We start from the raw sequence: 16,222 nt of genomic DNA on the forward strand, positions 1-16,222 counted from the left end.
AGCACGGCGTCGGGAATGCCGATCTTGCCCACATCGTGCATGGGTGCGGCGTTCAGCAGTTCGTCGCCCGCCCCGCCGCGCAACCGGATGACAACGGGTCCTCGGGCGCTTCGGGCCGCCCTTCCAGCACCCGGGCGATCTCTTCGTACAACCGGGGGATGTCCAGGGGCTTGACGGTGAAGCCGCTCATGCCCGCCTGCCGCGCCTCGCGCCGGTCGTTGGCCATCACGCTGGCCGTCAGGGCGATGACCGGCGTCGCCAGCAGGCCCCACGTGCGCTCGTGCTGGCGGATCAGGCGCGTGGCCTGCAGGCCGTCGACCACCGGCATGTGCATGTCCATCAGGACCACGTCGAAGTGGCCGGCCAGGAACGCCTCGACGGCCTGTTCGCCGTTGCGCGCGGCCTCCACATGATGGCCGCCGGACCGCAGCACCAGCGCCAGCAGTTCCAGGTTCTGCTCCACGTCATCGGCGATCAGCACGCGCAAGGGCGGCAGCCGCGGCGCCTCGCCCGGGGACTGAGGATCATCGGGCGCACGGCCCGGCGCCAGCGGCAACCACACGTGGAAGGTGCTGCCCCGGCCGGGCTCGCTCTCGACCTCGATGCGCCCCTTCATGGCTTCCACCAACTGACGGGCGATCGTCGTACCCAGTCCCGTGCCGCCGAAGCGCCGGCTGATCGAGGCATCGGCCTGGGTGAAGGGATCGAAGATCGACCGGACCTGCGCGGGACTCATGCCGATGCCCGTGTCGCGCACCCGCACGCGCACCACCCCGCCCTCCAGGGAAAACAGCACGTCCACCCCTCCGGTCTCGGTGAACTTGATGGCATTGCCCACGAGGTTGGTCAGAATCTGCAGCAGGCGCAGGGTGTCGCCCTTGAAATATTCCGGCATGTCGGCCGGGTAATGAGTCGTCAGGCGCAGACCCCGGGCCTGCGCGCCCAGCCGCAGCGAGGACTCGATCTGCATCGCCAGGCTCTTGAGTGAAAAATCGCGGCTTTCCAGTTCCAGCCGGCCACTGTCCGGCTTGGACGTGTCCAGGATGTCATTGAGCAGCCGCAGCAGGCTACGGGACGACTGGCGGATAGTGTTCAGGTGGCCGCGCTGGGCGGGCGCCAGATCTGTCTGCAGCAGCAGATCGGCGAAGCCGATGATCGAATTCATCGGCGTGCGGATCTCATGGCTCATGTTGGCCAGGAAATGGCTCTTGGCCGCGGCGGCCTGCCCGGCGCGTTCCGCCGCTTCGCGCAGGGATGCCTCCAGCGCCTGCTTGTCGCTGATGCCGGTCAGCATGCCGACGAACAGCATCTCCTGATTGGGCAAGGGCACACGGCCGACGGCCAGCCGCGCCGGCACCAGGCTGCCGTCCTTGCGCCGCCCGACGACCTCTCGGCCCATGCCGATGATGTGCGGCACCCCGGTCGCGCGATAGCGCCGCAAGTAGCCATCGTGCTCGGAGTGATAGGGCTCGGGCATCAGCATCTTGATGTTGCGGCCGACCACTTCCCGGGCCTGATAGCCGAACAGGCGTTCGGCCGAATGGCTGAACGCCTGCACGATGCCCTGGTCGTCGATGGTGATGAGAGCGTCCACGGCCGTATCCAGGATGGCCTGCAGGCGCGACTGGCTCTCGCCGACCTCCCGGTACAGTTCGCGGGTGCGGATGAGGCCGTTCAGCGAAGCGACCAGCACCGCCACCGTCAGGCTGAGGGACGCCAGCCCCAGGGACGCCCAGATGGTGCCCAACCGGATGCCGTGTTCGGCGTCGATGATGCCCGGATCGCCATAGAAGCGGGCAGCCGCCATGCCGGTGTAGTGCATCCCGGCGATCGCCACGCCCATGACCGCCCCGCTGATCAGGAATCGCATCCGCCGCGGAAACGGCGTATGGCGCAGGCCGAAGCGGATCCACAACGCCAGCATCGCCAGTGCCACCGCCACGACGATGGACAGGCCGAACAGCAGCGGGTCGTAGCGCATTTCCAGCGTGCTGACCATGGCCGCCATGCCGGCGTAGTGCATCGCGCCGATGCCTGCGCCGACCGCCACGCCGCCGATCACGAGCGGCCAGCCGACCGGCTCGGGCCGCGCCAGCATCCACAGGGCCATCCACGAGGCCGCCAGGCCAGGCAGCAGGGACAACAGGGTGACGTCCGCGCGATAGTGCATGGGCGCCGGCAGGTGGAACGCCATCATGCCGATGAAGTGCATGGTCCATATCCCGCCGCCCAGAGCGACGGCCCCGGTGCCGATGACCACATGGCGATAGAAACGGCTGCGGGTATGGCGGGCGATGTGCGAGGTCTGCAGCGCCATCAGGGACAGGAAGATCGGCACCGCGACGGACAACAGGACCAGTCCGGGCTGCCAGGCGCCCTCGACCAGGGAGCCCGGCCCTTCGCCGACGACGAAGAAATGGTCAGGCATCATGATGCGGACTCAATCCTTTAAGCCTGAAATGAAAGGGTGTAGATCGTAGCCTATTGATCCGGCCCTCAAACAGTTTTACGCAGCGTATTTGACGTGGAAGTCTTGGAAGTAGGCTTTGACACGTGCCGGCTCGCTGGCGACGACTTGCATGTGCTCTTCTGCAGCGGCGCGTAGTTTGGCCTTCGTGCGTATCGGAACCTTGCGCCCGATGACGTGTTTGAGATCGGCATTCAAGCGTTCTTCGGGATTGAGTTCGGGGCTGTAACTGGGCAGATAGAACACTTCCATCTGATCGGAGTGTGCGGCCAACCACGCCTTCACCGGCTTGCAGTGATGCACGCCCAGGTTGTCCAGGATCAGAAACACCTTGCGCCCGGCATCCTGGACCAGCGACTCGAAGAACTCGATCAACTTTTCGTGATTGAACGCGCCATCAATGATCATCCAGCGTGCCTTGCCCTGGTTGGTGACGCTGGCGATCATCGACAGCTTCTGCCGCGTCCCGCCAATGGCCATCGCCACCGGAGTCTTGCCCTTGGGCGCATAGCTGCGACCGCGCACGTCGGTGTTCACCAGCGCCGTCTCGTCACCCCAGTGGACCTCGCCGCCCTCGGCCTTGGCACGTTCGGCGATGGCCGGATACGTGTCCTCCAACCAGGTTTGCACCGCGGCGGGCGATTGCTCGTAAGCACGCTTGATCGGCTTCTGCGGGGTGAAGCCCCAGCGGGCCAGATACTTGCCCACCGAGCGCACATGCAGCGTCACACCACACTCGCGCTCGATCAGCTGCATAACCGCCGCACGGCTCCACAGCGCAAAGTCCATCTTCAGCTGCTCGGGGCGTTTGTCGCAGATGATGCGGCACACCGTCTGTTCCTGCTCGGCGGTCAGTGCGCGATCCTCGCCACGGCGACGGCCACGCCGACGGGGTGCCAGCGACAGCATCCCCCCCGCCTCATAGCGTGCGATCACCTTGCTCACCGCCGTGTGACTCAGCCCAACGTCAACGGCGATCTGAGGTTTGCTTCGTCCGCGTTTGTACGCACGAATCACCTGCCGACGCCTCTCATGCTGCTCGGCCGGACTGAGCTTTCTTGCATCATCTTTTTCCATCCGCAAAGCATCGCATCAGATCGACAGAATTTCAATCTATTTATGGGCCTGATCTATAACAGAACGCATCGGGCGGGAGCACTGGAATTCGGACCAATTAGGCGCCAATCCAACATGATTCGGGAAAACGAGAGGGTTCGACCCACAATTACATTGACCCTGGGAAATCCCTATGCGAAACTTATGAATTGCTTGTTTTCTGACCTTCTGACCTCGGTTTCACGCCAAGTGCGCCGTTTGGGTTGATTCGGTCGGCACATGCGACTGATTCTTGCCCGGCAGACATCCGCGGCAGCAACCCAGCGGGGACATCCGATTCGTTCCCCGCGGCACACCGCCCGCGCTCGCGGGCGCAAGGAAACTCATGTCCTTCGACTCCCTGGGGCTCGCTCCCCGGCTCGTGGCCGCCCTGCGCGACCTCGGCATCGACACGCCCACCTCCGTCCAGTCCGCCGCCATTCCCCAGGCGCTGGCCGGTCACGACCTGATGGTGTCCTCGCAGACCGGCAGCGGCAAGACCGCCGCCTTCATGCTGCCCGCCCTGCAGCGCCTGAGCCACCGCGCCGGCGCGGGCGGACGCGGCGTGCAGGTCCTGGTCCTGACGCCCACGCGCGAACTCGCCATGCAGGTCGCCGACGCCGCCCGGTCCTACGGCAAGCAGATCGACGGCCTGCGCATCGCCACCGTGGTCGGCGGCATGCCCTACGGCGCGCAGATCAAGTCCCTGTCGCGCCGCGTGGACGTGCTGGTCGCCACCCCGGGCCGCCTGATCGATCACCTGCAGGCGCGCCGCGTGAACCTGTCCACCGTCCAGACCCTGGTACTGGACGAAGCCGACCGCATGCTGGACATGGGCTTCATCGAAGACATCGAGACCATCGTCCGCAGCACGCCGGACGATCGCCAGACGCTGCTGTTCTCGGCCACGCTGGACGGCACGGTCGCCAAGCTGGCGGCCAACCTGATGCGCGACCCGAAGCGCATCGAGATCACCCCCCCTCAGCAAAAGCACGCGAACATCACCCAGCATCTGCTGTACGCGGATGACAAGGCCCACAAGCTGCGCCTGCTGGATCACCTGCTGCGCGACACCAGCCTGGACCAGGCCATCGTCTTCACCGCCACCAAGCGCGGCGCCGACGACCTGGCCGACCACCTGTCCGACGAGGGCTTCGCCGCCGCCGCCCTGCACGGCGACATGAACCAGCGCCAGCGCACCCGCACCCTGGGCCTGATGCAGAAAGGCCAGGTGCGCGTCCTGGTGGCCACCGACGTGGCCGCGCGCGGCATCGACGTGCAGACCATCAGCCACGCCGTGAACTACGACCTGCCCCTGCAGGCCGAGGACTACGTGCACCGCATCGGCCGCACCGGACGCGCCGGACGCAACGGCCAGGCCATCACCCTGGCCGTGCACGCCGAGCGCCACAAGGTCCGCCGCATCGAGCACTTCATCGGTCAGGCCATCCCCATGGAAACCATCCCCGGCCTGGAGCCGCAGCGGTCCGTGCGGCCCACCTACAAGGACAGGCCCGCCCGGGGCGCCCGGCCGCAAGGCGGCAAGCCCCACGGCAAGCCGTGGCACAAGGACGGCCCCGCCACCGGCGCCGCGCCGCGCGCGCGCAAGCCCTGGCAGCAGGACGCCCAGGCGGGCGAGGACACCCGCCCGGCCTACGCCCGCAAGCCTTCCTGGCAGCAAGACGATCAGGCCGATAGCGCCCGGCCGGTGCGTGCCCGAAAGCCCTGGGAACAGGACAAGCCGGCCTTCGCGCGCCCGGATCGAGGCGAGGGCCGCTCCGCCTTCCACCCCAAGGCCGACCGCGCGCCTCACGGCGCTGCTCCGCGCCAGGGCCGCGACGGCGATGCGCCCCGCACCGCCCGGCCCGCCGGCAAGGTCGGCGCCAAGTCGTCCTTCAAGCGGCAGGCCCGCCAGGATCAGGCCCGCGCGCAGCGCCCCCGCTTCGCCTGAGCTCCGGCGCCTCCGCGGTATTGTCGGCCCACCGAGCCGCTTGCAAGCGGCTCGGATTCGGCAGGCACAGGCTCATCCCCGGCACAGGCCGGGGTTTTCGTTTGCGGCGTTGCCGATGTCCGCCTGTTATGCTTCGCCCATGATCGAACTGCCCGCCGTCCACACGCCCTCCGGCCTGCCGGAACCCGACGCCGACGCACGCGCCCACGGCACCCGCGTCCAGGCGATGCTCGCGGAGCGCATCCGCGACGCCGGCGGCTGGCTGCCGTTCGAACGCTGGATGGAGGCCGCCCTGTATGCGCCCGGCCTGGGCTACTACAGCGCCGGCAGCGCCAAATTCCGCCGCGAGGGTGATTTCACCACCGCTCCGGAAACCAGCCCCCTGTTCGGCCAGGCGCTCGCGCGCCAGGTCGCCCAGGTGCTGCAGGCCAGCAGGTCCACCCGCGTCCTGGAATTCGGCGCCGGCTCGGGCGCCCTGGCCGCCGCGCTGATTCCGGCCCTGCGGGACCTGGGATTCGAGGCCGATTACGAGATCCTGGAACTGTCCGCCGACCTGCGCGCCCGCCAGCGGGACCGCCTGTCGGCCTGGGCTGGCCAGGTGCGCTGGCTGGACGCGCTGCCGGCGGCCTTCAGCGGCTGCGTGATCGCCAACGAAGTCCTGGACGCCATGCCCGCCGTCCTGTTCCGCTGGAACGCCGCGGGCGCGCCGGAACTGCTGGGCGTCGCCCTGGACGCCCGGCCCGAGGCCACCGCGCCCTTCCGCTGGGCGGCGCGCGAGGCGCCGCCCCCCACCGCGGCGACCCTGGCCGCCCGCATGCCGCCCCTGCCCGGCTACCAGTCGGAAATGAATCCGCAGGCCGAGGCCTGGGTGCGCGACCTGGGCCGCTGGCTGCAGCGGGGCGCGGCCCTGCTGATCGACTACGGATTCCCACGGGCCGAGTACTACCACCCCCAGCGCCTGCACGGCACGCTGATGTGCCATTTCCGCCACCACGCCCACGACCAGGCGCTGGTTCTGGCGGGTCTGCAGGACATCACCGCCCACGTGGACTTCACCGCCATGGCGGACGCCGCGCTGGACGGCGGCCTGGATGTGCTGGGCTACACGTCGCAGGCTCGCTTCCTGATGAACGCGGGCCTGACGGACCTGATCCGCGCGCCAGGCGACGATCCGGCGCAGCGCGCACGCCAGCTGACCGCCCTGAACACGCTGCTGTCCGAGGCCGAGATGGGCGAACTGTTCAAGGTCCTGGCCATCGGCCGGGGCCTGGACGCGCCCCTGTTGGGCTTTACGCGCGGGGACCGGCGCGACCGGCTGTAAAGCCTACGCCACCTTCAGGCCGAAGCTGTTCATCAGGCGCCGCGTGGCGAAATCCGGCCGCCCGCCGGTGAACAGCGCCGCGTCGTCCTTGTCCGGATGCGGTGCGTCGGCGCGGCGCGGCAGCAGGCTGCGGGCGCGCCGCGCGATGGCCTCGGCCGGGTCCAGCCAGTCCACGGGCCAGGGCGCCAGCCGCCGGAATACGTTGGCCATGAAGGGATAGTGCGTGCAGCCCAGCACCACGATGTCGGTGCGGACGCCGCCGTCCTCCACGAAGCAGGGAGCGATCTCGGCGATCACGGCCTCGTCGCTTACCGGCAAGCCGCGGACGTAGGCTTCCGCCATGCGCGCCAGCCGGGGCGACCCCACCAGGGTCACATGGCATTGCGTGGCAAAGGACTGGATCAGGTCGCGGGTGTAGTCGCGCCGCACCGTGCCCGGCGTCGCCAGCACCGACACCCGCCCGGAGCGCGTGCGCTCGGCCGCGGGCTTGATGGCCGGAACGGTGCCGACGAAGGTCATGCCCGGATAGGCCGCGCGCAGCGCCGCTCCCGCCACGGTGAACGCCGTATTGCAGGCGACGATGCACAGGGCCGGATCATGATCGCGCAGCAGGCCGGCGAACAGATGCACGATCCGGTCCCGCAGGGCGTCCTCGGCCCAGCCGCCGTAGGGGAAGCCGGCGTCGTCGGCCACGTAGAGGAAGCGCCGATCGGGCATCAGCACGCGGGCCTCGCGCAGCACGGTCAGGCCGCCGATGCCGGAATCGAAGACGAGGACGGGCTGGTCCGGATCGGCGTTCAGTGCGGACATGGGGAATTCATGGAAAAAAAGGAGATTGTCCTCCTTTTTGCATTGGCCGGATTTCTCTGGCTGGCCTCCGGCCGTCAGAAGGCGTGGTTCACCTGGACGCGCAGGCCATGGTCCCGCACACCGCCGCCCAGGCGACCGGCGTAGCCGATCTCCACCCGCGTCGTGCGCGTGCGCGCCAGGCTGGCCCGCGCCTCGAGCCGCAGGGCGTCGCGCGCGGCCGGGACGCCCGAGATCTCGAACGTCGGACCACCCGCATACGCCAGCCGCGCCCGAGGAGCCAGGCCGCCCCAGGCATGGACCCAGCCCGCGCCCGCCGTCAGCCGCAAATCGCCGGCCCGGGTCGGCACGAGCCGGCCCGCCCGCACACCCAGCGTCGTCTCGGTGCTGGAGGACGAACCCGAACGTCCCGACAGCGCCGCATCACCCTCCTCGTCGAAGCCACGCACATGCTGCCAGGACTGCGCAGCCTCCGCATAGGGTTCGACTTCCGTCGCCCCCTGCGCCAGCGCGTATCCGAGCTGGGCGAACACCTGCGCCGTCCAGCCGCCATAGCGCGCCGTCTGCCGTCCCAGGTCCGCCACGTCCACCTCGCGGCGCGTGTCCGCCACATGCCAGGACTGCCCGATGCCGCCGCGCAGACGCCAGGGGCCGGCGGCCATGCCGCCGTAGGCCAGCGCATGGTAGCCGTCGAGCATCGCCTCGTCACGCGCCTCGGCGCGCACGCGAGAACGCGTATAGCCCAACGCCACGCCCGCCCGCGCGCCGGACGCCCACGACACGTCGCGGCCGATCATCAAGCCGGTCGCCCGCCGGTCGGCGTCCCGGGATACGCCGGCGCCGTCATGCCGGCTCCAGGCGGCCATCGTCCGGCCCCACAGCCCGTTTCCGCTCCGAGCGACCGGGGACGACGCACCGTCCATCGCCAGGCTCCCCAGGACTTCGCCGCGCACCAGGCGCGCATCCTCGAACATCATCGCGCGCGCGGTCGCGTGCAGCTCGCCCGAGAGCTGGTCGTACAGGTCCGGCGCCCGCCCGGCGTCGCGCAGGTCGATCAGGGCTTCATAAGGCACGGTCCCCGCGCCCATGGATTCGATCGCACCCGCCGCGCCGCGCTGGTTGGCCGTGCGCCCCAGCGAAGCGAAGCTCGTGGCGTTGCGGACCACGGCCAGGTCGAACTGCGTCGGCGCGGACTGCAAAAGGCTCAGGTCGGCGAAGACGTAGTCGTCGCGCACTCCCGCGAAGCCCGGTCCGCCCATGACCCCGCCAACCGTCATGAAGGTCATCGCGCGCCCCAGAGACCCGCCCCGCAGCCCCGGAACCTGAACCTCGCCGCCCCGCAGATCGGCATTGCCCTGGACGTCCAGCCGATCCGCGCCGCCCGCGCCGTCGATCTCGATTTCCAGCACCGAGCCAGGCGCCTGGACGTAATCGCCCGCCACCGTCAGGACACCGATCGAATTGCCCGGCGCCACCCGCCCGAAGGCCTCGGTCGGGCCGGCCGTGCCCGTTCCGGCCAGTATGCCGCCGGACAGCACCGTGAATTTCGACGTGCGCGTATCGCCATTCACTGACAGGCGCCCGCCCTCCACGATCGTATCGCCCGTATAGCGGTTGTGCCCATCCAGGAACAAGGTCCCCGCGCCCGCCTTGACCAGCCCGCCGTCGCCCTCGATGTCGTTGCCGAACCAGGAATCATGGCCTCTCGTATCGGCCCGGAACATCGAGGCGAAACCGTCCGCGCCGAACTCGCCCGGTCCCCGGATCGCCTTGCCCAGGTCCAGCAGGCCGCGCCCGTAGACATCATGATCGGCGTAGATGCCGCCATCGTTCGTGGTCGTGAGGATGACCTCGATGATCTGGCGCGCGCTCATGTAGGGAAAGGCCTGGCGCAGCACGGCCGCGGCGCCCGTCACCACCGGCGCGGCCATCGAGGTGCCGCCCATGGTGACGTAGTAGCCGTTGGCCGGGTCGGGATTGGTGGACCAGATCGGATCGCCGTCGGAGCCTCCGTCCCCGCCTGGCGCGGCCAGGCACCACATCGCCGCCTGGCCGCACCGGTTGCTGTAGCTGGCGATCGCACCAGACGGTCCCACCGAGACCACGGACAGCATGCTGCCGCCCAGATCGGAGAAGTCCAGGCCGCTCACGCGGGTGTCGTTGAAAGCGACGACGACGAACTTCGCCGGATCGTAGGGATCCGGCGTGGCCTCGTCGTCCAGGAAGCGGAACATGGGATCGACGCCGCCATGGAGGAAGAAATCCGGCGTGATCAGGTGGTACATGCCATAGCCCGACACATGCGAAGCCTGGTCCTTGTATTCCCGGTAGTCGTTGCCGGCCGCAAAGACCATCAAGATATCGGCCGCCGCCGCGCGCCGGAGCATGGCCGCCTGGGTCCGCAGCATGCTGATCGGAACGTTCTGGTATTTCAGCAGCTCGGGATGCGCGACCACATTGTCCCAATAGCCCGGGTTATGGATCCGGGGACCGTCCGGATCGGCGGGATCGGGCATCGTCACCGGCGGCATGCCGTTGGGACCGTAGCTGCCGTTCAGGACCTGCGCACCCGCGCGGATGGCATGATCGAAAGCGGTCCAGTCGCGGTCGAAATCCGTGCGCAGGCCCAGCAGGACGGCCTCGTAGGCCACGCCGTGCATCCCCGCGCCGTCGCGCGCCGCGCCGATGATCCCGGCCACATGGGTGCCATGCCCCTGGATCCGGCCGGTGTCTTCATCCAGTTCGGTGTCCGCGTAATCCCGGGGCTGCTGGTCGGAGCGGAAATTCCAGCCGCCGACCACGCGGCCCCGGAACTCCGGATGCCGGGCGTACAGCCCCGAATCCAGCACCGCCACCAGCACGCCCTTGCCGGTATAGCCGCGCGCGTAGGCGTACTGGGCGCCAACCCTTTCAAGCGCCCCGCTGCGCCGGAATTCCGCATCCACGAAATCGGCCGGATCGAACAGAAAATCCCCGGGCGCGGCCAGCGCGACGGCTGACACCCCCAGCCCGCTCAACAAGGCGGACAAACGCCGCCGCGCGAACGACGGGCGCCGCCGCGAAAAGAATCCGGAAGGAATGGAAATGGCCGCGGCACGGCGGGCGAATCGCGGAAGTGGCATCATGGTCAGGTCCGTGATGAGCGAAAGGCCGGCGGGCGGCGTGAATCGTCGGCATTCTCACACGAACCGGCCGGCGCCCGTATTCGAGTAAACCCGCGCTCATCCCAGGGGGATGGCGGCACGCAGCGGATCCCGGCCGTCGCATGCGGCCACCACTGACCGCCACCCCGCCCATCGCTCCGGCTCGACGGCGCCGGATACTCAGGCTCCGACCTGTAGCGCCTCCAGGGCCCGCAGCCGCGCCGCGCGCAGATCGTCGCGGATGCGCACCGCGTCGCCTCCGGCCGCGCGAGCGACGGCGCCGGCGTCCACCGCGCGCACCGCCGCCAGCCGCCGGGTCCACGCAGCCGGATCGACGTCGCCCAGCACACAACCGGCCGCCGCCAGCAGCGCCTCGAAACGATCCGGGCGGCGCAGCGCGTCGCAGGATTCCATCAGCGCCAGCCAGGCGGCGGGGCCGTCCAGTTCCGCAGCATGCCCTTCCCGCATACTCGCCGACGCATCGGTCCGGCCCGCTTGCGCATCGGCGCTGTCGGCCGCCGAAGCCCGCGCCAGGCGTTCCAGCACGCCTGGCAGCAGCCGTGCCAGGTCGCGGCAAACGGAAGGCGCCCGCAGCCGGTCCTGCAGCCCGGGAGCCGAACCCCGGCAGAGCAACGCATAGCGCTGCGCCAGATCCAGGCCCCGTGAGGCGCCGCGCGCCAGGCCATCGGCCACGTCGGCCCGCCACACCAGGCCGGGCGCGACCCGGTCCAGTGCCCCGCATTCGGCCAGCACGTCCAGCATGCGGCCGGGATGATCCGTCATCAGGCCCTTGGCGAACTCCTGCCAGACACGCTCGGGCACCAGGGCGTCGACCTCGCCGTCGCGCACCAGCGTGCGGCACAGGTCCAGGGTTTCCGGGGCGATGGAGAAATCGTGAAAACGCGCGGCGAAGCGCGCCAGGCGCAGCAAGCGCACGGGATCCTCGACGAAGGCCGGCCCCGCGTGGCGCAGCATGCGCGCGCGCGCGTCGGCTTCCCCGCCCAGGGGATCGATCAGCGCGCCATCGGGTGCCTGCGCAATGGCGTTGACCGTGAGGTCGCGGCGGCGCAGGTCGTCTTCCAGGGTGACGTCCGGCCCGGCGTGGAACACAAAGCCCCGGTACCCCCGGCCGGACTTGCGCTCGGTGCGCGCCAGGGCGTATTCCTCGTGCGTGCGCGGATGCAGGAAGACGGGAAAATCCCCGCCCACCGGCGTGAAGCCGCGCGCCGCCATGATTTCTGGGCTGGCCCCCACCACCACCCAATCACGGTCCCCCGCCGTCAGGCCCAGCAAGGCATCGCGCACCGCGCCGCCGACGATGTAGACCTCCAGGCCGGCGACGGCCGGATCGTCCCCTCTCCGGGCGCCGCGGCGCATGGTCACGGCAGGGCCGTCCGCGTCCCGGCCATGGGGCCGACGGTGCCCAGGCGCGCCTTCAGCGAATCAGGCTGGCCGGAAAACAGCATCGAGTAGTAGACCGCGTTGGACAGGACGTTCTTCACGTAGAGGCGGGTCTCGGTGAAGGGAATGGTCTCGGCGAAGATCGCGCCCTCGACCGGCGCCTGCAACTGGGCGCGCCAGCGTTTCGGCCGGCCCGGTCCGGCGTTGTATCCCGCCGTGGCGAGCAGTTCGGACCCGTTCAGGTCCTGCAGCACCATGTTCAGGTAGTTGGTGCCCAGGATCGTGTTGGTGTCGAAATCGTTGACCTGGCCGGGCTTGAAGTCCTTCATGCCGATCTTGCGCGCCACGTGGCGGGCGGTGGCCGGCATCAGCTGCATCAGGCCCGACGCCCCGACGCGTGAGCGGGCATCGGTGATGAAGCGCGATTCCTGGCGGATCAGGCCATAGACCCAGGCGGGATCCAGGTCGATCAGGCGCGCCTTGGCGGCCACCTGGCCCTCGAAGGGGGCGATGAAGCGCTGGCTGAAATCGGCCACGTTCCGGGTCAGCAGCGAGGTATTCACCACCCGGTCGTAGATGTGCTGCTCGCGGGCGAACTCCGCCGCGCCGCGCAACTGGGGATCATTCATGCCGCGCAGGGCGAAGTTCCATTCGGGCACGGCTTCCTTGCGCCAGCCCAGGTCGAACAGCACCACGGCGCGCCGCAGGCCGGGATTGGCCCGCGCCTGAGCGACCCAGGCCGGATCCAGGGGGCCTGGCTGGGCCGGCAGAGCCGGCGTGCGGCCCAGTTCCTCGGCCGCGAGCAGACCGTAGAAGCCCTGATCGCCGACGATGGATTCGTAATACTGGCGCGCGGCCACGGCATTGCCCTGGGCCTCCAGGGCGCGGCCGTACCAGTAGCGCCAGACGGGCTCGTCGGCCTGCCGCGCGCTCATTTTGCGGATGGCCGAGGCCACCCGGTCCCAGTCGATCGGCGCGGCGCGCAATTCGGCGCGGACTTCCCAGGCGTGGTTGTAGTCGGTCATCGGCACGAAGCCGGATTGGCGGTACCAGCGCGCGGCCTCGGGATCGACGTTCAGCGCGGCCACCAGACCGAACTGCCCCCAGACCCATTGCAGGTCGGCTTTCGGTATCCAGCCCGCCCAGCGTTCCTGGATATAGCGGGCGGCCTCGGCCCGGTCGTCGCTGCGCGCCAGGCGCGACAGGGCGATGACGGCCAGTTCGAAATCCATGGCCGTGCGCGGCTGGCCGCGGGATTCCAGCCACTTGCGCGGGTTCTTCATCAAGGCGGCGTACTGCACCATGGCCACGTCGTCGAACACCACGCCGGCCATGCGGTCGGCGTTGCCCTGCTTGCCGGTTTCCAGGGTGTCGCGCAACAGGCCGTTCAGTTCCTTGCGGCTGAGGACGTGGTCGGCCACCGCCCGGTCCAACAGGTCCCAGCAGTCGGCGTTGGGCTGGAACGCGTCCAGGACCTCGGCCGGGCGGGCGCGCTTGCCGCTCTGGTGGCGCGCCAGCAGCAAGGCGCAGCGCACCGATGCCGACGGATCGGCCACCTCCGGAATCCGCAGGGCCTGGGCATAGTCGCCGGCCCGGGTCGACGCCAGGATCCACTCGGCGCGGATGCGCTCGGCGGGATAGGCGCCGGCCGCGTCGGCCAGGAATTGGCGCACTTCGGCGTCGGGGACGGGCCGTGCGCGGTCCTGCAGCCGGTTGAGCAGGGCCCAGTAGCGCGGATACAGTCCCAGCACGGGGTCGGCGGCGGCCAGCGGCGCCAGGCGGTCGAGATCGGCCCAGCGCCGCTTCTGGACGGCCTCGTAGGCGTCCACGACGGCCTGGCGGGCGGCGGGCGGCACCGCCGCCAGCGCCGGCGCAGGGGTCGGGGGCGGCGGAATCTCGGGCGCCGCGGACGCGGGCGCAGGCGTGGCCGCGTCGGCCGCCGGCGCGGCCAGGGCGACGCGCGGAGCCTCGCCCGCCTGCTGCTCGGCCGCCGTGGGCGCCTGGGCGCCCGCGCAGCCCGCCAGCCCCAGCAGGGCCGCCAGGCCCCAGGCCAGGGCGCCAGGGCGCGACCGGGACGAGGCCGGCCCTGCATCCCCGACGAATCCCGGATATCCTATAAAACTACGCCCCATAGTCGAAAACTCCGCGAACCAGTCACCACATGAATCAGAATGCACAGGATAACGCAGCCGCCCTGCGGGCGCGACTCAAACAGCGCCGCGCCGGAATCCCGCCCCAGGACCGCGATCGGGGCGCGCTGCTGATCCGTGGCCGCCTGTACACCTGGCTCGCGACCAACCGGACCCGCCTGCGCGAATCGGGCCGCCCCGACGTCCGCCACATCGCCGCGTTCTGGTCCATGGCCGAAGAACCCGCCCTGCAGGCCCTGCTGCGACAATGGGCGGAAGACGAAACCTTGACGGTTTCGCTGCCGGTCGTCGCCGTGCCCGGCGAGTCGCTGAGCTTCCGCGCCTGGACCCCGGACACTCCCATGAAACCGGGGGCCTACGGAATCCTCGAGCCCGAAGGTCCGGACGCCCCGGCCCCCGACGTCGTGCTGGTGCCCACGCTGGGCTACACCCGCCAGGGCGATCGCCTGGGCTACGGCGGCGGCTACTACGACCGCACCCTGGCCGCGCTGAAGGCGACCGGCCATGCGTTCACGACGGTGGGCATCGCCTGGGTCTGCGGCGATCTGAGCGGCGAACCCTACGCGCCCGCCGCGCACGACGTCCGGCTCGACGCGGTCCTGACCGACAAGGGCTGGGCCGTGCCGGCGCCCGAACTGTAGGCCGCGGGCATCCGTCCGGAACGGCGCCGGCGCGGAAACCCCGCCGGCGCCGGCACTCAGGCGTCGAGTCCCAGGTCGGCGCAGATCCGCGCCACCGCGTCGGCGTTGTTCAGGGTGTAGAAATGCGCCCCCGGCGCGCCCTGCTCCAGCAGTCGCGCGGTCAGCCGCGTGACCACGTCGATACCGAAGGCGCGGATGGATGCCTTGTCGTCGCCGAAGTCCTGCAGCCGCAGCCGCATCCAGCGCGGGATCTCCGCCCCGCACATGGACGAAAATCGCGCCAGCTGGGTGTAGTTGGTCACCGGCATGATGCCCGGCGTAATGGGGATGTCCAGTCCCTGCGCGCGCACCCGGTCGACGAAATCGAAATAGGCGTCGGGATTGAAGAAATACTGGGTGATGGCGCCGTCGGCTCCGGCGCGGACCTTGTCCACGAAATGCCGCAGGTCGGATGCCGCGCTTTCGGCCTGGGGATGCATTTCGGGATAGGCGGCGACCTCGATGTGAAAGTGGTCTGCGTAATGCTCGCGCACGAAGCGCACCAGATCGGCGGCGTGGTGCAGCTCGCCCGTATCGCCGCCCATGCCCGAGGGCAGGTCGCCGCGCAAGGCGACCAGGCGGCGGATACCGCGTGCGCGGTAGTCGTCCAGGATGACGCGCAGGTCGGCGCGCGTCGCGCCGATGCAGGACAGATGCGGCGCCACGTCGACGCCCAGGTTCTGCAGCATCCGCACGGTGTCGGCCGTGCCCGCGCGGGTGGATCCGCCCGCGCCGAAGGTCACGCTGACGTAGGCCGGCCGCAGGGCCGCCAGCCGCTTGGCGGAACGTACCAGGCGTTCCTGGGCGGCGATATCGCGCGGCGGAAAGAATTCCAGGCTGATGGCCGAGGGGGAATTGCTCATGAGGCCAGCAGTCCCGACAGCGCCGTGGACACGATGCTGTAGACGAGCGCGCCGATCACCGCCCACCAGAAGCCATCCACCTGGAAGCCCTTCAGGATGGAGCCGGCGAACCAGAACACCAGGGCATTGAGCACCAGCAGGAACAGGCCCAGCGTGACGATGGTCAGCGGCAGGGTCAGCAGGATCAGCAAGGGTTTGACCACGGCGTTGAGCAGGCCCAGCACCAGCGCGGCGATCAGGGCCGAGCCGAACGAGGCCACGGTGATGCCGGGCAGGATGTAGGCCACGATGAGCAGGGCCACGGCGTTCAGGAACCAGACGAGCAGCAGCATGATGGAACTCCT

11 protein-coding genes are annotated in these 16,222 nt (G+C 69.7%); 3 read left to right on the plus strand and 8 right to left on the minus strand.

Translation table 11 applies throughout. The features are described from left to right. Positions 1–52: 52 nt before the first annotated feature. Together ACTPOE_RS12430 and ACTPOE_RS12435 are read right to left on the minus strand one after the other, a co-directional pair. Positions 53–2,431, minus strand: a complete 2,379-nt coding sequence (locus ACTPOE_RS12430; protein WP_458872452.1) for an MHYT domain-containing protein — start codon at positions 2,429–2,431, stop codon at positions 53–55. Between the two features lie 75 nt (positions 2,432–2,506). Next, positions 2,507–3,544, minus strand: a complete 1,038-nt coding sequence (locus tag ACTPOE_RS12435; RefSeq protein WP_458870376.1) for an IS630 family transposase — start codon at positions 3,542–3,544, stop codon at positions 2,507–2,509. 364 nt (positions 3,545–3,908) lie between these two features. Between ACTPOE_RS12435 and ACTPOE_RS12440 the strand changes: the two genes are divergently transcribed. Both ACTPOE_RS12440 and ACTPOE_RS12445 read left to right on the plus strand, forming a co-directional pair. Then, positions 3,909–5,513: a DEAD/DEAH box helicase gene (locus ACTPOE_RS12440; protein ID WP_458872453.1), complete on the plus strand. Its 1,605-nt coding sequence runs from the start codon at positions 3,909–3,911 to the stop codon at positions 5,511–5,513. A 115-nt stretch (positions 5,514–5,628) separates the two neighbouring features. Next, complete coding sequence (locus tag ACTPOE_RS12445; protein WP_458872454.1) at positions 5,629–6,834, plus strand: class I SAM-dependent methyltransferase; 1,206 nt, start codon at positions 5,629–5,631, stop codon at positions 6,832–6,834. A 3-nt stretch (positions 6,835–6,837) separates the two neighbouring features. Here the strand turns inward: ACTPOE_RS12445 and murI are convergent, their stop codons facing one another. The 4 genes from murI to ACTPOE_RS12465 form a co-directional block, all read right to left on the minus strand. Next, positions 6,838–7,644, minus strand: coding sequence for a glutamate racemase (gene murI, locus ACTPOE_RS12450; RefSeq protein ID WP_458872455.1), 807 nt, complete (start codon positions 7,642–7,644; stop codon positions 6,838–6,840). A gap of 74 nt (positions 7,645–7,718) precedes the next feature. Continuing rightward, positions 7,719–10,670 (minus strand): autotransporter domain-containing protein, encoded by a 2,952-nt coding sequence (locus tag ACTPOE_RS12455; RefSeq protein ID WP_458872456.1) that lies wholly within the window; start codon positions 10,668–10,670, stop codon positions 7,719–7,721. A gap of 294 nt (positions 10,671–10,964) precedes the next feature. Further along, positions 10,965–12,161: a tRNA CCA-pyrophosphorylase gene (locus tag ACTPOE_RS12460; RefSeq protein WP_458872823.1), complete on the minus strand. Its 1,197-nt coding sequence runs from the start codon at positions 12,159–12,161 to the stop codon at positions 10,965–10,967. Positions 12,162–12,163: 2 nt separating this feature from the next. Next, positions 12,164–14,317: a lytic transglycosylase domain-containing protein gene (locus ACTPOE_RS12465; RefSeq protein WP_458872457.1), complete on the minus strand. Its 2,154-nt coding sequence runs from the start codon at positions 14,315–14,317 to the stop codon at positions 12,164–12,166. Positions 14,318–14,346: 29 nt separating this feature from the next. Between ACTPOE_RS12465 and ACTPOE_RS12470 the strand changes: the two genes are divergently transcribed. After that, the gene (locus tag ACTPOE_RS12470; RefSeq protein WP_458872458.1) at positions 14,347–14,976 is read left to right on the plus strand and encodes a 5-formyltetrahydrofolate cyclo-ligase; all 630 of its coding nucleotides are present in this window, start codon (positions 14,347–14,349) and stop codon (positions 14,974–14,976) included. A 56-nt stretch (positions 14,977–15,032) separates the two neighbouring features. On the opposite strand, the gene metF is transcribed toward ACTPOE_RS12470, so the two are convergent. Both metF and ACTPOE_RS12480 read right to left on the minus strand, forming a co-directional pair. Next, entirely contained in the window at positions 15,033–15,878 is an 846-nt protein-coding gene (metF, locus tag ACTPOE_RS12475; protein WP_458872459.1) for a methylenetetrahydrofolate reductase [NAD(P)H], read from the minus strand. Beyond that, on the minus strand, positions 15,875–16,213 hold the full coding sequence (locus ACTPOE_RS12480; RefSeq protein WP_458872824.1) for a phage holin family protein: 339 nt from the start codon (positions 16,211–16,213) through the stop codon (positions 15,875–15,877). Before ACTPOE_RS12480 ends, metF begins: the two co-directional genes overlap by 4 nt. Positions 16,214–16,222 lie beyond the last annotated feature (9 nt).

This window comes from Castellaniella sp. WN, assembly GCF_054457555.1.